Annotated in this window: 15 protein-coding genes; 7 read left to right on the forward strand and 8 right to left on the reverse strand. The window is 36.9% G+C overall.

Annotation, left to right across the window (positions count from 1 at the left end; genetic code table 11):
* Window positions 1-5: 5 nt before the first annotated feature.
* Window positions 6-3,608 (reverse strand): TonB-dependent receptor, encoded by a 3,603-nt coding sequence (locus tag QM481_RS06075; protein ID WP_283381077.1) that lies wholly within the window; start codon window positions 3,606-3,608, stop codon window positions 6-8.
* A gap of 206 nt (window positions 3,609-3,814) precedes the next feature.
* Window positions 3,815-4,912 carry a FecR family protein gene (locus QM481_RS06080; protein ID WP_283381078.1) on the reverse strand — a complete coding sequence of 366 codons (1,098 nt, stop codon included), beginning with the start codon at window positions 4,910-4,912 and terminating at the stop codon, window positions 3,815-3,817.
* Window positions 4,913-5,211: 299 nt separating this feature from the next.
* On the opposite strand from QM481_RS06080, the gene QM481_RS06085 reads away from it, so the two are divergent.
* A complete protein-coding gene (locus tag QM481_RS06085; protein ID WP_283381079.1) occupies window positions 5,212-5,841 on the forward strand; it encodes an RNA polymerase sigma factor in 630 nt (209 codons plus the stop codon).
* 251 nt (window positions 5,842-6,092) lie between these two features.
* On the opposite strand, the gene QM481_RS06090 is transcribed toward QM481_RS06085, so the two are convergent.
* Entirely contained in the window at window positions 6,093-7,643 is a 1,551-nt protein-coding gene (locus QM481_RS06090) for a glycoside hydrolase family 43 protein (RefSeq protein ID WP_283381080.1), read from the reverse strand.
* A 262-nt stretch (window positions 7,644-7,905) separates the two neighbouring features.
* Here QM481_RS06090 and QM481_RS06095 point away from each other — a divergent pair, with 262 nt between their 5' ends.
* Window positions 7,906-8,928: a LacI family DNA-binding transcriptional regulator gene (locus QM481_RS06095; protein WP_283381081.1), complete on the forward strand. Its 1,023-nt coding sequence runs from the start codon at window positions 7,906-7,908 to the stop codon at window positions 8,926-8,928.
* A 272-nt stretch (window positions 8,929-9,200) separates the two neighbouring features.
* Here QM481_RS06095 and QM481_RS06100 read toward each other — a convergent pair whose 3' ends face one another.
* From QM481_RS06100 to QM481_RS06115, 4 genes are all read right to left on the reverse strand, one after another.
* Window positions 9,201-9,761, reverse strand: a complete 561-nt coding sequence (locus tag QM481_RS06100; protein ID WP_283381082.1) for a hypothetical protein — start codon at window positions 9,759-9,761, stop codon at window positions 9,201-9,203.
* 109 nt (window positions 9,762-9,870) lie between these two features.
* A complete protein-coding gene (locus QM481_RS06105) occupies window positions 9,871-10,635 on the reverse strand; it encodes an N-acetylmuramoyl-L-alanine amidase (RefSeq protein ID WP_283381083.1) in 765 nt (254 codons plus the stop codon).
* 400 nt (window positions 10,636-11,035) lie between these two features.
* Complete coding sequence (locus tag QM481_RS06110) at window positions 11,036-13,621, reverse strand: alpha-L-arabinofuranosidase family protein (protein WP_283381084.1); 2,586 nt, start codon at window positions 13,619-13,621, stop codon at window positions 11,036-11,038.
* A gap of 34 nt (window positions 13,622-13,655) precedes the next feature.
* Window positions 13,656-15,473 carry a beta-L-arabinopyranosidase gene (locus QM481_RS06115; RefSeq protein ID WP_283381085.1) on the reverse strand — a complete coding sequence of 606 codons (1,818 nt, stop codon included), beginning with the start codon at window positions 15,471-15,473 and terminating at the stop codon, window positions 13,656-13,658.
* 221 nt (window positions 15,474-15,694) lie between these two features.
* Here QM481_RS06115 and QM481_RS06120 point away from each other — a divergent pair, with 221 nt between their 5' ends.
* The 5 genes from QM481_RS06120 (at window position 15,695) to QM481_RS06140 (ending at window position 21,127) form a co-directional block, all read left to right on the forward strand.
* A complete protein-coding gene (locus tag QM481_RS06120; RefSeq protein WP_283381086.1) occupies window positions 15,695-16,171 on the forward strand; it encodes a hypothetical protein in 477 nt (158 codons plus the stop codon).
* A 162-nt stretch (window positions 16,172-16,333) separates the two neighbouring features.
* Window positions 16,334-17,035, forward strand: coding sequence for a hypothetical protein (locus QM481_RS06125; protein WP_283381087.1), 702 nt, complete (start codon window positions 16,334-16,336; stop codon window positions 17,033-17,035).
* A 486-nt stretch (window positions 17,036-17,521) separates the two neighbouring features.
* The gene (locus tag QM481_RS06130) at window positions 17,522-18,454 is read left to right on the forward strand and encodes a hypothetical protein (protein ID WP_283381088.1); all 933 of its coding nucleotides are present in this window, start codon (window positions 17,522-17,524) and stop codon (window positions 18,452-18,454) included.
* 339 nt (window positions 18,455-18,793) lie between these two features.
* Complete coding sequence (locus QM481_RS06135; RefSeq protein ID WP_283346203.1) at window positions 18,794-19,324, forward strand: helix-turn-helix domain-containing protein; 531 nt, start codon at window positions 18,794-18,796, stop codon at window positions 19,322-19,324.
* 105 nt (window positions 19,325-19,429) lie between these two features.
* On the forward strand, window positions 19,430-21,127 hold the full coding sequence (locus QM481_RS06140) for a GH39 family glycosyl hydrolase (protein WP_374760875.1): 1,698 nt from the start codon (window positions 19,430-19,432) through the stop codon (window positions 21,125-21,127).
* Between the two features lie 103 nt (window positions 21,128-21,230).
* Here the strand turns inward: QM481_RS06140 and QM481_RS06145 are convergent, their stop codons facing one another.
* The gene (locus QM481_RS06145; RefSeq protein ID WP_283381089.1) at window positions 21,231-21,749 is read right to left on the reverse strand and encodes a PIN domain-containing protein; all 519 of its coding nucleotides are present in this window, start codon (window positions 21,747-21,749) and stop codon (window positions 21,231-21,233) included.

Raw genomic sequence — 21,749 nt, forward strand, 5'->3', positions numbered from 1 at the left:
TTTTATTAGAAAGTCAAATTTACCCCAAAAGTAAAATAGCGATAGAAAGGGAATCTTTGACTTGTAGTACTCACATTCAGGTTGTTCGAATCGCCTGCATTTGATACTGTTCTTGGTGCTTCAGGATCCCAGCCATCATTAATTTTGGTAAATTCAAACAAGTCATTTCCTGAAAAATACACACGAAGTCTTTCTATTTTAGCTCTTTGTGTAATTGCTTTCGGAATGGTGTATCCAATCACTAAATTTTTCAACCTTAAATAAGAACCATCCTCTGCTACCCAGTCAGAAGGGAAATAGTTATAGTTGTTAATCGTACCAGTAGACGAAATACGAGGCAAACGTGCATCTGTATGATCAGGAGTCCACCATTGATTTAGGAATGCTGAGTTTTGCGCTTGGAAGATTACTGCCGCAGGAGTTCTCCAGTTGCCATCACGAATGATGGTTCTTTTTCCTACACCTTGGAAAATAGCATTAAAATCAAAACCCTTAAACTGAATGCCTGCGTTGAACGAATAAGTATAGCGAGGGTTGTCTGTACCCAAATAAACGGCATCTTCTGGAAAAGTAATTTTACCATCACCATTCACGTCTTTGTACATATTGTCGCCAAGTGCCAAGCGGTTGTTAGCTTGTGCATTTTCGGCTCCAGACGGCATTCCAATGTTATTGCCTGTGATGTATTTGCGATAGGCGGTCAACTGCTCCTGATTTTGGATTCGACCGTCATACACCAAACCAAAGTAAGAGTTGATAGGATAACCTTCTACGGCACCATTGAAACCTCTGTTGTTGCTACTTATCAAAGTCTGTCCTCCGAAATTGACCAGTTTATTTTGGTTATCTGAAAGATTAAAACCAACATTATAAGTTAGTTCGCCAATTTTATCACGCCAGTTTAAAGAGAAATCCCAACCCCAAACTTTCAAATCTCCATTATTTCCAGTCGGTGCATTTGCACCCATTACTGCCGAGTAAGTACGGCTTAGTAACATATTGCCGTTGCGTTTCCAGAAATATTCAAAAGTACCTGATAATCTTCGGTTGAGAACCGTAAAGTCAAGTCCTAAATTTTTAGCTTCTAAGCGCTCCCACGAACGGTCATACGCCACGAGTGTACTGGTAGGTGATACTCTCACCACTGGACTTGTTCCGATAATCGGATAGCTGGCGTCTGTTGAGCTAGTAGAATAAGCAAGGTTCAAAAATTGGATATAATCGTAGTTCGAAATACCGCTTTGATTGCCCATTACACCATAAGAGCCTCTTAATTTTAGTTCATCAAAAATGTTTAAGTCTTTGATAAAATTCTCTTGACCGATTCTCCAACCACCAGATACGCCATAAAACAATTTCCAGCGGTCTTCTGGTCTAAATTTAGAAGAGCCATCATATCTTGCATTTCCTTCTACAAAATACTTATCTGCAATATTGTAGTTCAAACGAGCAAAATACCCTCCTAATGCCGTATGTGTTTGACTTTCAGTTACCGTTTTAGAGGTTGGGTCGCCAGTACTCAACGACAATGAAGGCGGTACATTGGCTAATACATCAAAGGTTTTGGCGATATAAATATTGTTTTCGTAACGTTCGTATTGTGCTCCTAGCACTGCTTTAAAATGATGATCTTTCAGCAGTTCATTCTCGTATTCTAAGTATCCATTTAGGTTATAATTGGTTTCTAATCGAGAAGAACGTTGATAGAAGCTTCTTGAAGGTAAATTCGAAATTAGCACAGTACCCGTATAATCATACCAGCCAATTGAGTTGCCTTGCGTACGAATATCTGTATTCAAGTTGTAATATCCCGCATAACCAACTGCCTTGAGTTTCGGGCTAAACGTATAAGTCAAATTGAAGTTGGTATTCAAACGATTGTTATATTCTTTATTATCTCCTCCCAAATCAGCAATTTTGTTGACAGAAGCATTTCCAAGTCCTGAGCCCCAAACATAAGGTTTTCCGTTGATGGTTTCTCCGTTAAGAGGCTTTCCTGGCTGGTTTCCATTATTCAAGACATCACCCAAATAGGTAGGTTGAATAATATCTTGTTTTTCGTATGAAAAGTTCGTTGCTAACGCCAATTTGCTAGAAAATTTATAGTCGTGTGTCAAACGAAAGTTATAGCGGTTAGAATAATTATTTCCTACTTTTAATAAACTTCCATCGCTCAAATACCCCATCGAAATTCGATAGCCAGATTTTTCTGAACTTCCTGAAATACTTAGTTGATGCTCGGTAGAAGTGGCATTACCCCAAAGCATATCTTGCTCTGTCCCATTGAAGAAAGTGAAGTCCTTTACATCACCAAATAAGCCCGAACCAGTGGTGCTCATGGCATCGTATTCGGCTTTAGTCAACCATTGTTTTCCTGCTGCCAAAGCCTTTTCTGCCACATAGCCGTAGTTATACCAAATATCTGTTACCGGAAAACCATCTGTAGCACGAGCCTCTTTCACAAGCGGAGCCCAGCCGTTGATATCAACCAATTTAGGCAATAAACCCACACGTTTGATGGATGTTGAACCATTATAATCAATCACCACTTTACCAGATTTACCTCTTTTTGTGGTAATCAAAACAACTCCACCCGCAGCTCTAGAACCATAAATTGCCGCAGCACCATCTTTCAAGAAAGAGATATTGTCAATATCGTTCGGGTTAAAAGAGTTCAATGTACCTACACTTGGCACTGGTACGCCGTCTACAATGACCAAAGGTTCGGTAGAATTGACCGAAGCGGCTCCACGGATTTGGAAATTCCAACCTTCACGCCCCGACTGCGCTGAATTGCGGGTAACTGTCACACCCGGAACCTGACCTTGTAAAGCAGCTAAGGGGCTAGATACTGGACCACGATCTTTAAAGGTTTGAGCAGATACTGTTGCGACCGAACCCGTTAATGTTGCTTTTTTGGCAGTACCGTAACCTACCACTACGACTTCATTGAGGGACTTTACGTCTGACTCGAGAGTAACGTTAATAGATACACGTTTTGCTATATTGATTTCTTTTTTGCTGAAACCTACCGACGAAATAATAAGCGCTCCAGCTTCTGGCGCCATGATACTAAATTCTCCTTTTTCGTCGGAGGTAGTTCCTTTAGTAGTCCCTTTAATGATGACACTTGCACCAGGAATAGGCTGTCCGTTTTCATCTACAACCTTCCCTTTTACTGTCTGGTCACCGAGCATGATTGTCGTATTGATGCGAGTTTCGAGGTTAGCAATAGTCGATAACATCATATTCTTTTTCAGAATAATTTTATTGCCAACCATCTCATAATCAACCCTTAAAGGTTTAAGCAAATGCTCCAAAACATTATCTAGTGTTTCATTTTTTGCTGAAATGCTTGAGGTGGCATCACCACCAAAAATTTGTGGATTGTACATAAATCGTACATCCGACAATTTTTCTAATTTATGTAAAATGCTTACAATCGATTGGTTATTGCTTTGAACACTCAGTCTCTGATTTAACGCACTCTGAGCCACACCTTCTCTGGCTTCGGCTATGGTTGTACAGATCATCGCAATAAGCACCTGATAGAAACTTATCCTCATGACTTTTAGGATTGTTTTTTGAAATAGTACTTTGTTTTTCATACTTTTGTTTGATTTGTCGTATTCGAATCGGCAAATACTCCCCCAGCACACTTTTTGAGTGTGAATCATCATTGCCAAAGAAGATAGGGAGTTTTGAAGCGAGGGTGCGGGAACACCTTCGCTTCTTTTTTGTGGCTAATAGCCGAGTTTTTTACATAATAATAAGGTTTACTTTTTTAATACTAAAAATTGATAGCATTCGACGTTTAATAACAACCGTTAGAGTATATCACAATTTGCGCATCTACTTGTTCGTATTTGGCATCAATTGTTTTACCGATTAAATTAAGTTTCTCAAAAAGTGGTTCATCGTCTAAAGAAGCTGTCAAATAACAGTTTTTCATGACCTCAGCATCATACACAATATTAATTCCATAAGCTTTTTCCAAGGTTTTGAAAACTTCAGCAATTGGTACATTATTAAATTCAAATACCTGATTCTGAATTGGCACCTTTAGTAAATTAGGAGAATCCACCAGACTTCTGATCATTCTTTTATCAGTTTCATCAAACACCACTTGTTGGTTAGGCGTTAACACCAATCCTTGTAATTTTTTATTGGTTGTGTGTTCACCAAGATTGCTTACCGTATTTTCAAAAACTGATACTTTCCCTGTTTTAACCACTACTTTTACCGTTTTATCGGCTTCATTGGCTTGTATTAAAAAACTTGTACCCAGCACTTTAGTTACTAATTTATTCGCAAAAACATAGAATGGTCTTGATGGATTTTTGGCGACTTCAAAGAATGCCTCTCCTATCAATATTACCTTCCGTTGTTCTTTTTCAAACTTTTCTGGATAAAGAATCTTACTATTTTTTTGTAAAACAATTGTACTTCCATCTTCCAAGTTTACAGTCATCTGATTGTTGGTGGTATTTTCCTTCGTAACCCATTTCAATGCTGAGCCTTGCGCCAAAGCAATATTATTTTCTATTTGCTGAGAGGCTTCATGACGCTGATTCAACCAGAATAGACCTAAAATCAGTAAAATAGAAGCAGCAGCATAGAAAATTTTGTTCCACGGCCAACGAACAACCTTATTCTGAGCCTCAGACTCATCCAATCGTTCATTAAGTTTTTCTAGTTCAAAAGCGACTTCTGTATCATTTATATTTTCAAAAGCTTTGTAAATCGACAATAAAATGCCTTTGCTTTCCAAAACATCAGCTCTTTTATCTGGATTTAATAGCATCCATTGTTCCCAAAAGGCAGTATCTCCTTCCGAATTTTCCAAAACCCATGCTCGGAAAGAATCATCCGAAATAAAGTCTGTTGGCTTATATTGTCTATAATCTTGCATAGGATTTATTGCACTTTTTCTATTCTTCAATCATAAGATGTGAGAATACTCCTGTGATACTCTTTTTTTAAAATATTTTTTTGTGGACTTTGCCTACATGTATTTTAGTAACAAGAAAAGGTAAATTTACGCTTAATAAAGACTAAATATATTTTCATTAAACGTTTAATCAAGTTGTCATTTTTTGGTAAAAAAGTAATGTGCTTATTTATTTTTAGAAATATCGCTAAAGTTTTTTCGTAAAAATATATCATTATTTATTTTTTTTGTTACATTTGCTTAATCAATTAAGCAAAATTATGGTAAAGTCAGCCTCTCTATCAAAAAATAACGAGTTGTATGTATCCTTGTGGGAACAAACTCAGCTAGGTGACCGTGCAGCATTCAGTAAATTATGCGAGGCACATTATCGTCTATTGTTCAATTATGCTTTGAACTTTACTGCCGACAAGGAAGCCATCAAAGATGCTATTCAAGATTTGTTTCTTCAGTTATGGGAAAAACGGGCAACCATTGGTACTATCAATGTGATGAGTATTTATTTGATTAGAGCGGTTAGAAATAATTTGCTTTATCAAATGCGTAAAAATAAATGGCAGGATTTTAGTACTGATGTAGACTCTGAGGAGGCCAATATCGCAGACGAAACCAACGTTGAAGACCAATGGATTTCGACTGAAATATACTCTCAAAACGAGCAACGTGTTAGAAAAGCCCTTGAATTATTGCCAAAACGCCAACGAGAAGTTCTTTTTCTTAAATTTTACCAAGGACTCAGTCATGATGAAATTGCTGATTTGATGAATATCAACAAACAGTCGGTATCCAATCACTTACAAAAATCGATGACTACTTTAAGAACACTTTTCCCGAATCATTGGGAGCTTTGGGTAATAACTTATTTCATTCAGCTAAAAATGACATTATAATCCTTTATAAAAAGTATGCTCCAAGAATTTCTTGGAGCATATCTTAACTATTCATTATCTATCCAAAATAATTAATACACTGTTTTAGTTCAGAGTGTTGAATTATGAGTTGTGAGTAAGCATTTCTAACTATTTCTGATTTAGGATTTTTGATTTCAGAAATACAGAAATATAGAAGCTTACACTTCCGAAATCCAACATCCGAAATCGAAACAATTGCTCGCCTCAAAACTCTTATTTCACTCATATTTTTATAGGTCTTTACTAATTCTGAAATAGTCAAAATCAGCATAACCTCCTATTTCTTTGGTGGCATAATTAAATAGGCCAAATCGATAACCCATAAAATGCGGCAGGGTATATTTCATCTTAAGAGGCTCGCCTATCTTAATCCAATTTTTTCCATCGAGACTGTAGTAAAATACCGCAATATCTTTCAGATCTGTAAAATCACAGGAAGCCTTTAGATAAACTTGGTTTTGAGTAATAGCTACATTTTCGATTTCAACAGGCTTTCCTGTATTGGCACTTACCATTATGATTGATTTTTTGCCATTCTTAACTTTCACCCCTACTTGTCCAAAAATCTTTTGTAATAAACTTAATCCAGCAAAGTCGCCCTCTTTCATATTTGAAACGTCAAGTAAAACGCTACCCGAACAAGTTGGACCAAAAGTTCTTTGTGTTAATGTATTTCTTGCCAATAAATACGACGTATCTATACGAGCAGTTTTGAGACGTAAAAAACCTTTTCGTTCGGTAAGGCTCCAAAGTTTGTGTTCAGGATTATGGTTCCATTGCCAAACTAGCGGCAACGAGGGTTCTCCTTTTTTACGCGTAAACTCATCAGAGTTTACCAAATGTGGAATTAATCCTTTGCTTGCTGGCAAATCGAGTGTAGCAGGAACTTTACCATTCTCGCCCAATACTGGCCAGCCATTTTCCCAAGTTACAGGTACCCAATAAGGAATGCGACCGACGGCACCGTAATCTCTAAACAAATAAGAGAACCATTTTCCATCTGGAGTATCAATCAAGCCTCCTTGCGCAACGCCTTTGTCTTGAAAGGCCACTTTGCCTTCCCATGGTCCTGTAATTTTATCCGCACGGTGAACTACAACCGTTCGCATACCACCTTTCGGCCACGCAATATTAAACAAATAGTATTTCCCATTTACTTTGAATAATTGTGACCCCTCAGAAGGTAAACCCACTGTTCCAGCAGGAGCACTTGCATTTTCGATTAGCACCTGAGGAGTAGCTCCTTCTTTCACCCCAGAAGCATCACTCTTAAGTTCAATTATATTTAATTTTCCTCCACCATAAATTAAATACACCTTGTCATCGTCAAAGAATAAGGTATGATCATGATAGGATGGTGAAAAAGAATGGACTTTCCAAGGTCCTTTTTCGATATTTTTTGTAGTAAAAACGTAAGTTTTATTAGTTGTTTGAGCAAACGTGGTTACATAGTAGGTGCCTCGGTGAAATCTTAGACTACTTGCCCAAGAACCACGTCCGTAGGTACTTTTCCCATTCGTTAAATTCAGCTCATCAATAGTGGCAAGTGTATCTATAGGATAACTCACCAACTGCCAATTCACTAAATCTTTGGATTTCATAATGGGTACATTTGGTACCATGTGCATGGTAGTGCTACTCATGTAATAGGTATCACCTACCCGTATCATCGACATGTCGGGCACATCTGCAAAAATAATTGGATTCTGTGCTTTTTCTGTTTGTGCAGTCGCCCAAAGGTTTATAAATAGGAAAAAAGAGGTAACAACTTTTTTTAACATAAATCGGTCTTTTTTACAATGTGTCAATTTGACACTTTTAGAGGTAAAATAAAAGGCAAGTCGATGACAGCCTTGATTAAAAATGATAATGAACAAAGTTAAAAAGGTTATTAGGATAAAGCAAATATTTTGAAATATTATTATTCATATATTTTATTATCTTTTTGTTTGTTTAGCAAAAAGTATTCGGTAGATATGAATAAAACGTAACTTTACTTCGTAATTAGCCATGTAACAGTACTAAACCCTGTTATTTTAGAAAATGAGTCAGAGAAGAATCACCATATATGATTTGGCAAGAGCCATGGGAATTTCGGCATCTTATGTGTCGAGAGCCCTAAATGAACACCCTTCTATCAATCCTGAAGTAGTGGCTGCGGTAAAGAAAAAAGCCAAAGAATTGAATTTTAAGCTTAATTCGCACGCCGCCAATTTGCGACAAGGTTCGTCCAAAACCCTTGGTGTAATTGTACCGCATATTAATCAGAGTTTTTTCTCTGAAATTATTGCAGGAATTGAAGAAATCTGTTTCGAACATAATCACAGTCTTATAATTTGTCAAACGCATGAATCTTTCCAGCGTGAAAGTATGGCTGTAGACACCTTGGTTAGGCAAAATGTAGACTGTATTATTCTCTCAGTGGCAGCCGAAACTACCACAACCGAACATTTGGAAAATATCGCGCAGCATAACATTCCTTTAATTCAAATTGATCGTTATCTCGACCAACTAAATAGTTGTAAAGTTCTGAATGACAACAAAAAAGCAGCGTATGATGTCATGCAAAGTCTTTTTGGTCAAGGATATAAACGCATTGCTTTTTTGGGTGGTCCTACCCACCTAACTACTTTCAAACAACGTCGTGATGGTTTTCTGCAAGCTTGGGAAGATTCAGATTTTTCGGCACAAGCCCCCCTATTGTTTGATGATGTTTTTGATTTGAGTGTTGTTACAGAAGTGATAGACCAGCTTTTAAAGGATACCAATAGACCAGATGCAATTTTTACAGTGTCAGACCATCAATCAGTAGCTGTCTTACAAAAAGCAGAATCACTGGGTATCCGAGTGCCCCAAGATTTGGGCATTTTTGGTTTTGCCAACGAAACCTTCACTGCTATTATGAATCCTTCTCTATCTTCTGTTGATCAAAAAAGTAAGGAATTAGGTATCAGAGCAGCCCGTGTTTATTTTGACGATATTCGTAAAAATAATGGTATCCCCAAAATCAATGAGGTGATTCTGGAAACAGAGTTGATGACTAGACAGAGTTCGACGAGGAAATAAAGTTTGAAAATGTGTTGTCCCTAATTAAGTGATTATTTTTATCTATATTTTATACTTAGAGGCACTTTACTTTGTGTTTCATGATGTATCATTCTAAATTATAGCATAAAAAAAGGCGTTCGAAATGGCTTTCTTGAACGCCTTTTTTAATTAATAGCTAATAAATGCCTAATATTTTGATACCTTTTTCCAATAAACACAAACAAGTAAGACATTGAGGCTCTACAGATGAAAATAGTCACTCAATCTCAATTCACTCAATTATTTCTCACCTATTCTCCGTAAATCAATTTAGCCTTTAGAACAAATTTCTTATTTTGAACCTTTGCCATTTTTTCAGAAAGTATGCCACAGTCTAACAAGTTGTCGGGGTTTGTTCTACGACCTGAGTATACATTGATGAGCAATTCCAAGTCCTTTCCAATAATAGAATCTAAGATACTTCTTTTCACCTTAATATTTTCAAATCTAGCCACTCGCTGACCCATTAGTTCTATTTCTTTTCCAGCAATTCCACCTTCTGCCCACTCTTGCATATTCGGAGAATTTGGGTCAATCGGAATCCCTGAAAAAGAGGCAGACACGATTATGCTTTCCTTATCCTTTTCGATTTTAGCCTCAGCCTTTGGACTCAACTCAACTTCAATTTCAAAACTAGGTATTACTACTGAGTCGCCTTCTACACGATAAATACCATCGTAAACGGGTTTAAGAGCCAGATTAGCAGCTTTCAAAGCGTCATCATTACTTACTTCAGTTTTATCTTTAAAGTTTGAACAACGTACAAATAAGCCCGTCAATATTAAGCAGTAGATTATCGTCGATTTTTTCATAGTATGTGAATGTTGATTTTTGGCAAAATACTTAAATCTCTTCTACTATCCTAAATACGACAATTTTCTTTTTGATTCACTAAATAGCACAACAGACAAGTGATTTTTTCTAAAAATTCGTTAATCCATCTTCAAATCTTTGCCAATCGAATGCAGGGCCAATATCTGTTTTATCTTTACGACAGTTTGTATGAGTTACGATTCCACTAAAGGTAGCAAAATCATTATCATTCATTAGTCCAGCAGGGTCATTGACTACAACCTCAGGAATATTATATTTTGCGATTAAAAACTTCACCAACTTAATAACTGAAATATATTGGGCATTTGTAAAACTAGCGTAGTATCCATAGTTTTTAACACTTGGATTTTGAGCTACATAAAATTGCTTTTCATTCAAACTACAATAAATATCAGAGTTACTGTAGACCGAGGTTAAATTATTTCCATTCAAAACTAATGGACCAATATTTGATATTTCGATACCAATACTCTCTTTACTCATTTGGGTATTACCTCCAGAAGCTCCAGGACCTAAATGATAACTCCAATATTTCGATGGAAATAAGTTATAGATTGTTCCATTTCTTGCAACCACAAAGGGGACTGACACGTGGTCTGCTCCCGTAAGAGTTGCGATATCGCCTTTAAGATACCCCATAGTGTAATGGAGAACTATCTTTCTTTTATTCGTCTCTTCCCTGTAGTAAAAATCTCCAACATTACCTTCCAAATTGCAAACCTTGAAGTCAATGCTTTGGTTTGTATTACCAATTTGAAGGTTCAAATCTTGAAAATTAAACTTCTTCCCAGAACTGTCAATACCATTTAAGGCAAACGTTCTTTCATGATCCGGTATGCTTGTCGCTTTCATTACTTGTAGAGTTTAGTTATAACATCCGCAAGTATCACATAAGCAACTATTAATCAAACACTTATTTGATATTTTTATTTTATGGTAAGACAGCGTTAAAACACCTTATGTCGCTCAAATAGTATAAATTGCCTAATTACCTATCATAAAACATGAGTCATCCAGAATTTTAGGATTGGGATTATTCTCCAAGGTTTTATCAAAAAAGCGGTCGGAAAATATTTTTCGACCGCTTTTTTGATAAAACCATGCTAGATATGACTCGGCTTAAGACGCAATCATTGCGTCTCTACGAATAAAATACCTATTAAAAATAATCACTCATGCGCTCAATCACTAAATTAGGGATGACTCATGTTTGTACTTGATAATTAAGTGTGACTTATTTCTAAATCTTCAATTATTTACTTTTTCTTTTCAAACGAATTACCGTCAACGAATGTGCGGGAAGATTGGTTGAAAAACTTTGAGCAACCGACTGTTTACTTTCCACAGGCGTTACTTTGGTATCTTTTAAATTGCCTGCAAGGGTAATTTTAAGTGCTTCTGGGAGATAATCGAATTCCTTCAAATTCAATTTAGTATCAACCGAAGTTGGCAATACATTCACCAATTTGATAATCAAATCTTTGGTTTCACTCTCTTCAACAACCGAAACAGAAATTCGTTTTTTAAGATATGAATCATTATCCGACAACTCCAACTGACTCGCAATATAGCTTTCTCCAGCATGAACGCCATATAGCTTTTGAACTTCATAATCAACCGTAGTTTTTACTTCGGTATTATTAAAGAAAATCAAGTCAGGTTTCCATTGGGTATGTCCTTCTTTTGCCAATAACGGTGCATACGACGACATACTTACCACATCGCCATTGCGCTCAAGACTATTCAAATGAAGTGCCTCAACCAAGGAAGTATGCAAATTATTGGCTCTTCCACCGATATGTGCTGCGTATTCGCCCAAGTAAACTTTAGATTTACTACGGTCATAGTTGTCATAATAATCTTGGTTATTGATAAACCAGCCTGGCGATTGATAATAATGCTCATCGACCATCGGAATATTGATTTCATTCGCTAGTTTCCAGCCTTCTACATAATCAGTTCCCTCCGACCAAGGGCCAACAGTTCCGATTACTACGATTTCTGGATATTTTGCTTTGATGGCTTTGAAAATCATTCTGAAGCGCTCTTCAAACAAATCTGTAATCAAATCTTCGTTTCCAATGCCGATGTATTTCAAGTTGTAGGGCTTGATATGACCATTCATGGCACGCACTTTACCCCATTTGGTAGTCAAGTCGCCATTCGCCCATTCAATTAAGTCTAAAATATCTTGGATATAGCTATCCATTTGTTCCATCGGGATACCACCTTGTTGTCCAGCGCCACCCACACTTGAGTTTTGGCAACAAACGCCTGCCGCAATCACTGGTAAAGGTTGGGCTCCTATATCTTCACAAAACTGAAAATATTCACCATAACCAATACCCATACTTTGATGATAGCCCCAAAGGTTAAACATCGGTTTGCGCTCTTCTAACTTTCCAATCGTATTTTTCCATTTGTAAATATTATCCAAACCATTGCCGTGTGCCACACAGCCTCCAGGGAATCTCACAAAACGTGGATGTAGGTCGGCAAGAGCCTGTGCAATATCCGCTCTAAGTCCATTGCGACGACCTTTGAAGGTTTTTTTCGGAAAAAGCGAAATCATATCTAAAGCATATTGCCCAGCGGTTTCTGGAACAATCGATAACTCAGCATTGGCGGTTGACTCCTTGACCAATAAACTAATTTCATACCTTTGCCAAACATCTCCTTTCACATTCACAGCCCCTTCAGCGAAAACTTTACCCGATGCATCCTTCAACTGAATCGAAAGTTTGCTGTTTTTTCCATTGATATTTTTGGCAAATAAAGAGAAATAATAACCTTCTCCAGCCTTCAATGCAATCCCTTCATAACCTTCTGCTACTAAAGCATCGCCTTTTTGTGTGGTAGTCAATACGGCAAAGTGAGCATTGTTGTAATGAATTGGACGTATAGAGTCTATAGTCAGTTTGGCTTGACCCGTTGTATGCCAAGCTTTTGTCGCCGTCCAAGTTTTATCTTTACCTCCTTTTTCGGAAAGTTTATATTCAAAATCTCTATTCTGAATTAATTCGGCATAGAGACCACCATCGGCTGCATAATTCAAATCCTCAAAAAAGATACCCATCAAGGTTGAACTAATCGGTTTTCTTTTCTGAAAATCAACATTTACTTGCGCCGATAATGGCTTTAAATTCGCTAGCTTTACAGTATCCTCATACAAGTTTTCACGATACAACTTTTGTCTTTCTTTTTCAGTATCCAAATGCTTCAAGAGCTTATTGACAACTGCTGAAGAAACTTTATACACCAAACCTGTTTCGGTTTTTTCCCCTAATTTAACTTCGGTTCTAAGATTTAAACGAGCCGACAAAGACGCTTTTTGTTCTTTTCCATAGCTTCTAAAATCTTTGGTTGTTGTGGTAAAAACCTCTGTCATATCTCCTTTTTTACTCAACCAAGAAATAAGATATTGCTTCGTTTTGGTATCGTAAGTAAACTCTGGTAGCAAGCAGTTTTCACTTCCTGTAAACACTGGATAACTCTGACGTCCCCAAGCGATTAGGTCGACCGAACTAGCATGTGCCAAGGCATTATCCTTTTCATTTACCGAAAAAACACAATGCCAAAGTCCGTCCGCACCGATCCATAAAAATGGGCTTAACATTCTTTTTTGAGCACCCCAAGTACCATAATCAGAACCCAATACACCAAAATCGCTTCCAATGGAGTTCCATGTATTTTTGTCAGTGCTCCACGCAAGTTGTAAGCCAATTTTGCCATCATTTTTTAAGGAACAATAAGAAAAAAGGTAAACAGAATCTTGCTTAATAGTTTGTGCTGAGAGTTTTATCGTAAAAAAGCACAAGAGAAAAAGTAGTTTTTTCATAAAATTGATATTCGGTTAAAGGTTAAAATCAAGATTATTTGACAGGAATAATTTTATACATCCCTGCTCCGTGGCGGTTAATTTCTGGAGAAAAAGTACCTGTAAAAACACCCACTTTTTTTCCAGACCATAAATCAACGATTTGGCATTTTCCAATAAACCCAAGCGCTTTCAAATCAATCGAAATCGCTGATTTTTCGGGAACGACTGGCCCAGCAGGATCCTCGGTAAATACCATAAACTGCATAGTAGCTCCCACATTTTGCATAGCAGCAGCATTGTCTACCCCTACCAAAGCTTTGAAATGCGTATATCCTTCAGGAATATCAAACTCAATGACCGAGTTGGCGTGAGTTCCTATCCCTTTTTCCTTATTCTTGTTAACCACTAAATCACTACCCGACACACCTTGATTTACTCGAACTTTACCCCAACCAGCAGTAGCTTTTTTCCATGTTAATTCTGTAAGCGATAGAGAGTTTTTATCATTGTACAAAACTGGATTTGCCCAATCGCCATGATCCCAATCCGTATTATCACCTCCGTTTGTAGTAACCAAATAGAGCGTCTTCGCCCCTTTCAAAGGAATATCCAACGATTGACTTTGATTTGGCGTATCTCTTGAAATAAGTCCACTTTTCCATACAGCCTTTTCTTCTACTGCCATTTTCTGGTCGGCTTTGTTAAATACCGCCAAGAACTTTTCTCCTTTTTGAGGAGCATCAGCTACCCAAGCAGCGCTTTCCTCTTTCGTAAATAAAGGTCTGTTATTAGTACTTTTTTTCAAGACCTCCAACACACGAGTATTAGTAATTAAAGCATTCGTAAACGCATCATTATCAGGGAAATTCCCACCAAACATTAAGGGAGATTTGAAGATACTCCATAGCGTCATGAGTGTATATTGCTCATCCTTGGTGAAGTTGCTCATACGAGGATTACCTCTTTCAGCACGGATACCGATACGACCCATTGGCAACATATCTCCGTCAGGATACGCCCCAAAGGCTCTCCATTTATTCCAGCGCTCAAACACTTCAAAATGCTCTTTGAGTTGCTCCCAGCTATCCCAAAAATCGCCAACAGTACGCCACATATTGGCATTTTTTTGCACATGGTCTGCGTGGTCAATAGGAGTTTCGCCTGGTGAAGTACTTAGCAAAATTTTACGACCAGTTCTGTCAATTGCCTTACGAATCATCTCGACCTCTTTTTCGAAATAAATCGGAGAAGAAAGGTCATCGACCTTTACAAAATCCAATCCCCAAGAAGCGTACAACTCAAAAATAGAGTTATAATATTCTTGTGAACCAACTTTATCGGGCACAATCGTGTACATATCACGCAACCAACGACATTGGTCTGCTGGAGAATAAATATCCTTAGCAGTCACTTTTGTGCCTTTGATAGGCAAGCCTCTTTCGACCGCCACAATTGGCACACCACGCATAATGTGAATCCCAAACTTGAGTCCTTTGCTATGAATATAATCGGCTAAGGGCTTAAAACCTTTTCCTCCTTTGGTAGACGGAAAACGATTTTCGGCAGGTAACAAACGACCATACTCATCGATATTATATTGAGGGTCAGTCTGGTTATAGCCATGCGCTTTGTCGTTGGATACATACCAGCGAATATCCACCACGACATACTCCCAACCAAACTGTTTGAGGTTTTTGGACATATAATCTGTATTGGCTTTTACCTCCGACTCGGTTACTGTCGGACCAAAACAATCCCAACTATTCCAGCCCATTGGAGGTGTTGCCGCCCATTGATGAAAATCAGCTTTATGTTGAGCAAAGGTTACACTCGCCAATAAAGTCAGCGCAGTGATAAGAGTTTTTTTCATAAGTTTTGTTAATACCTTGGGAATAAATGTGTCATTTTGACACAAATAAAAGTAAAAAAAATGACAGAACTGTTGGGTTCTGTGGGATAGCCATGCAAATTTAGAAGGAAATATTAAATAATTTAGTGGGAAAAGACAATTTTACAGTTCAATTATTTCATATTTGGAAATTAAAAAATCAAAAGTTGTACGCTCGGCTTTACATCAAGACCATCTAAAAAATGAAAAAGAACATAATAATAACTCTAATGACAATGGCAATAACAATATTTTGTTTCTATAAGTTAGGTAGCTTATTCAGTCCAGGTTCATACCCATACGCTGAAGTTTATGAAATGGATATTAGTAGCCCTTTACTGATTGGCAATATCAAAAAATTCAGGACAAACAACCCAACATTTGATATTAGCTCAAAAATAGGTTTAACCGATAGTTTTATTGGCGAGGGGAATGATTGGATTATGTGTTACTTTTATTATGAGAAAGAGAATCAAATTGTTGCAACATGGGTAAGGGGTGTTGATCGCAAACATTGTCAATTTGCCCTTGTAAGCCTAAATGATGGTATTGAATTAGGAAAATGGAAAGATGTCAATCACGATTACGGTTTTTTTGACTCTATCAAGCAACGAAATAAATTTGAAGAACGAATTTTAAAGCCATTAGGAGTAAATTACAAGAGACGTTCATTCTTTTAATTACCCTCGCTAGTGCTGGCTTCCTAGCCAGTACTCACCAATTCAAAGGATTCTAATCCTTTAACTTAATGCAAGGTTACTTTTTAAAATACCGAACTGATACTTGCTGATTACTATATCAATTAAAACAGTATCAAAAAAGAGAATGAACTATCAAAATATATGACAAAGAAAGATTTTTTAAAGGAAATGGATAGGCATTTGGGTGTTTATTTATCAGGTTTTGGTTTCAAAATAAAGCAAGATGGAACTATCCAGAAAACCAGTAAAGATATGATTTGGTTGATTCAACTGACGTTTGCAAATTGGGGTACGGTTCACGTGGATAATATATTTACTTTTGTTAAAGTTAAAAGCTTAGAAAAAGCATGTGTGGATATATATTATCCTTTTTTGAGTGAATCGTTACAAAAAAGTCGATTTCAAGGGCAAGTGACATTAGTTGGACCAACTAAAAATGTCAAGAAAGATTTCTTCCAAATTATTCAGGTTAACTCCTTTGCAGTTACATTTAAAGATTATTTTGAAAATGAATTTCTTCCTTTTTTTAACTCCTACCCTGATGTACAATCAATAAATCGAAAATACGATGAGATGGACGTCCCATATCACGAAGGTATTGGATATGTTGGGGATTATGATCAAATAGAAATTCATAATGGTTTTAGTACTGCTTTCAGCATAGAAACTCTGGGGCGAAGAATATTATTGATGAAATATAGTAAGGATTCTAGATATGAAGACTACATAAAATGGTTAAAAGGATGTATTGAAGCAGAGCAATTGGATTCGGTGTCTGTGAAAATATATAATAGAGTACTTCCTGAACTAATGAGTTATAAATGTCCTGATATTTACCTATAACTAGATTTTCCTCGCTAGTGCTGGCTTCCTAGCCAGCACTCACCAATTCAGATGAATTAACATCTATCAAGCGCAGCCACACCAAAACGAGCAAAATAGACAAATTATATTTAATACTTCATTTGACTGCTCACACCGCCAAACGTATGGGCGTATATCTGTGAGGGTGTAATGCCTGTTGGTTCGGATTGTTCATAGTTTCAAAGCAATTTTTCTGCCCTGAACAGAGATAGCAGGAAGATTATTGGATTTTAGGATTAAATACGTATTATCACAGGAAAATTCTGAAGGATAACCGTTTTTACTTCCACTTTAACGACACCTAGACTGGCACCTTGCCGAGTTCTGCAATATGCAAACCCTAGAGGCTACTCTACACGACTTGCAAAACATCTTTGGAAAGGATGTGGTCAAGGTAAGAAAACTGGGAACTAACAACCAACTTTATCAGATGAATTTTAGTGTACCGTTTTAAATATTTCACTCATGGAAAGTCCTGTAGCCTTAATTAGAAAAGCCATTAAGTCACATCAAGAATTATCAAGATTCATTATGTGGATTGTAGTCAGTTTTATCATTTTGATATTTTTTGTCTATCCAATATTGATAAAATTTCTTTTCGAAACTCTAGAGGGGAAAGAGTCAGGTGATTTCAATAGAGGAACTTTTGGAGATATGTATGGGGCATTAAATGCATTCCTATCTGGTCTTGCATTTATTGGTGCTATAGTGGCAATTATTATCCAGATTTATCAAGTTAATACTGAAAAAAGAAAACATGAAGAAGAAATAAAAGTTCAACTAAACTTGTTCAAATGGCACCTTCAAAGACTGAGTACAACTTATTTGCCTAACTTAAAATATAGGCTTGAAATTAAAAGAGGAAGTATGAGTCTGAGAATGTTTGAAATAAATTTCCATGATGATTATTCGTTTCGAGAATTAGAGAACATAAATATTTTGGAACTCTATAAAGGATTCATCTTACTGGGTAAAAAAAGAGAAGCAGATGAACTCATTTCTTTTTTTCAACAATTCAAAGAAATTCATGATGATTACAAAAGCATTGAAGAATTTATTCGAAAAAATGAAACGGAATTGAAGGAGATGGAAAATAAAATGAAATCTTTAAAAATAAAGCTCTGCGAAAGATTGATTGCTAATAGTCGTCCAGATTTAGCACATGAGGTAAATTCATCAGGATTTGATTATCAATATACAGGAATAAATGAAAACGGTGAAACAGTTCTTGACCCTCTACTTCAAAGAATAACAGAGCATTTTGAATATATTGATACTATAGAAACATTTTCGCGCAATGAGTTTGTTTTTAATGCGTCTAAGACTGATAAAATAACAAGGGTCGATAGCATTTTAATCTTATGTAATACCCTATCAGATGCCATCCCTAACATTTAGAATTCTCTTAAAACCTGCCAACAACGCAGGTTTTTTTATACCCTTTAAACTGCCTAAATAGTCGTTACGCTTGTCCCAATTGCCTACTTCAGCAACAAAAAGATTATGGAAACATAAAATACCTTACATCCCAACAAGCAAGACTCTCTTCTTCACTTTGAGTCGTAGGAATGCTTTTTACCAACATCCAGACAGAAAACGTAAAATAATACTAGAATTGCTTGCATTATTGATGGTTTATCTTGTTTATTTGTATTCAACTTAGTTGAATACAAATAAACAAGATAACACAAATAGTAAACAGAGTAGAAATTTATGTCGTCGGAGGAAACAAATACAATGAATATCGGAGACCGCATTCGGATATTAAGGACGAATCAAAAAAGAACTCTACAAGAGGTAGCAGATGGCAGTGAATTATCGAAAAGTATGATTTCGAAAATCGAGAATAATAAAACGGTTCCTTCGGTGGCGGCTCTGATTAAAATTGCCCATACTTTGGGGACGACTATTTCCAGTTTATTGGAAACTGAAGCCTTTTTAAATGCCATTCTGACGACCAAACAAAAAGCTGAAGATAACCTCAGACAGACGGAAAAAGGATATTTCTTTTATCCTTTTGGACAAGAATATCATCAGAAAAAAATGCAACCGATGTTGTTTGTGGCTCGAAAAGGAGAAGTAAAACCACACCTCTTGCAACACGAAGGAGAGGAATTCATTTATATCATTAGTGGAGAAATGAAGATGACTGTCGGTGAAATAGATTATCATCTAAAAACAGGTGATAGCCTCTATTTCAACTGTTTACAAAAGCACGGTATTATGCCCATATCTGATGAAGTACACTATTTAGATATTTTTGTATAGCCCAAACCCTTATTTTTTACTGCTTTTTATAGCTCTCAAAAGCCGAATTGTCTAGAATTCTACACAACCACATCAGGAAAATACTCACATTTCTAAATCAATAAAATGCACTTGAAAAAAACATCATTTTTACTGTTGTTAGCAGTCCAATTTATGGCGATGACAGTTCCAGTATTTGCTCAGGAACAAACCCCTGTGTCAATTCAGGTTGATTTGTCTAAGACAAAAGCTCCCATGAAGCCAATATGGGCTTGGTTTGGTTACGACGAACCTAACTATACCTATATGAAAGACGGCAAAAAATTACTGACGGAAATCTCGCAATTAAGTAAAGTACCCGTTTATGTAAGGGCACACAGCTTATTGGTGACAGGCGACGGAACGGCCGCTTTGAAGTGGGGTTCTACCAACGCTTATACAGAAGATGCCAACGGAAACCCTATTTATGACTGGACTATCGTTGATAAAATTTTTGATACTTATATCGAACGTGGCATGAAACCTATCGCTCAAATTGGTTTTATGCCAGAAGCGCTTTCGAGCCATCCGACCCCATATCGTCACTACTGGAAACCAGGAGATAATTATTATGATATTTATACAGGATGGGCGTATCCACCTAAAGATTATAACAAATGGGCTGAATTGGTTTATCAATGGGTAAAACACTCGGTGGCGAAATATGGTCAAAAAGAGGTGGAAAGCTGGTATTGGGAACTTTGGAACGAACCAAACATTGGTTACTGGAAAGGCACAACGGAGGAGTATATCAAATTGTATGATTACTCGGCAGATGCAGTAAAGCGTGCTTTACCAACCGCCAAAGTCGGTGGACCAGAAGTAACTGGACCAGACTGGGATAAGTCGGCTACATTTTTGAAAACATTTTTAGACCATGTTACCAAAGGTAAAAACTATGTTACAGGTAAAACAGGTTCACCAATTGATTTTATTACGTATCATGCCAAGGGTGCGCCCAAAATTGTGAACGGACATGTTCAAATGAATATGGGAACGCAACTCCGTGATATTGACAAAGGATTTGAGATTGTAGCCTCCTATCCAACGCTGAAGAAATTGCCGATTATCATTGGAGAATCAGACCCCGAAGGCTGTGCAGCTTGTTCAGAAGATTTACATCCCCAAAATGCCTATCGTAACGGAACCATGTACTCAAGTTATACGGCGGCGTCTTTCGCAAGAAAATACGAATTGGCAGAAGCTAGAGGCGTAAATTTGTTGGGAGCAGTTTCATGGTCATTTGAATTTGAAGATCAAGCATGGTTTCGTGGATTCAGAGATTTAGCTACGAATGGTGTCGATAAACCTGTACTAAATGTATTCCGTATGTTTGGAATGATGGAAGGAAATCGTGTGGAAGTGAAGCAAAATTTAGCGTATGATTTCAAGAAAGTTAGAGACCAAAGCGTGAGAGAGGCTGCAGATATTAATGCTTTAGCTTCAAAGGGTACAAACTCTGCGGGAGTAATGGTCTGGAATTATCATGACGATAATGTGTCTGCCCCAGACGCAACAGTAGAAATATCTGTAAAAGGATTACCTACGGGAAAAGTGGCTTTATTACACTATCGCATCGACAAAGAAAATAGTAATGCTTACGAAGTCTGGAAAACGATGGGCTCGCCCAAACAACCCACCGCAGAACAAATTGCGATACTCGAAAAAGCAGGACAATTGCAATTACTTACTTCTCCAGAATGGATAACCCCCAAAAATGGAGAGACCCAAATCAAGATGAAACTGCCAAGACAAGGCGTCTCGTTTTTACATTTTAAATGGTAATCCTGCGCTCGTGCTGGCTAGGAAGCCAGCACGAGTTATTTCTCTAACCACTATCCAACTAAATATGAATTAGAGTCCTTTTACAAGTATTATTCTGTTGAAATTAGTAAATAATATGCTCTTCACGGCTCCAAAATTCAATTCGTTCGTTTTTAGCTTTGATAGGTAACCTAGTATTGATTTGATACAATTGATTCAATTTTAGAATGGCATAACTAAAATTCATTAAACCTGTCTTTAATAGCACGTCAAAAACAAATAGAATGCCTCTTACCTCTACTCCATCTTGAGTAGATTGCTTTCTTAACTTCCCATCTCCCGTCAAAAGAATACCATCGTTAATTTTAGCAAAATACCACACAGAACAGTCTTCAAAGCTTAAACCACTCGTTTGAATCAAAAGGTTATATATACGCTCTAAATCCATTTCATCAGATTCAATTATCTCTAAAGTCCCTTGATCAATAAAAATCTGTAGAATCGCTCTTTGGTGTTCCTCCAATTCCTCAAACACAAAATCTGTGGTTTTTAACTCTAAGTGTTTAAGTTCAAATAGAAGGTGAATCAATTCGAGATGAATCAAATCTATTAAAATGTTTGCATCATTTATTACTATTCTCAT

The sequence above is a fragment of the Flectobacillus rivi genome, from assembly GCF_030056655.1.
GTDB lineage: Bacteria > Bacteroidota > Bacteroidia > Cytophagales > Spirosomataceae > Flectobacillus > Flectobacillus rivi.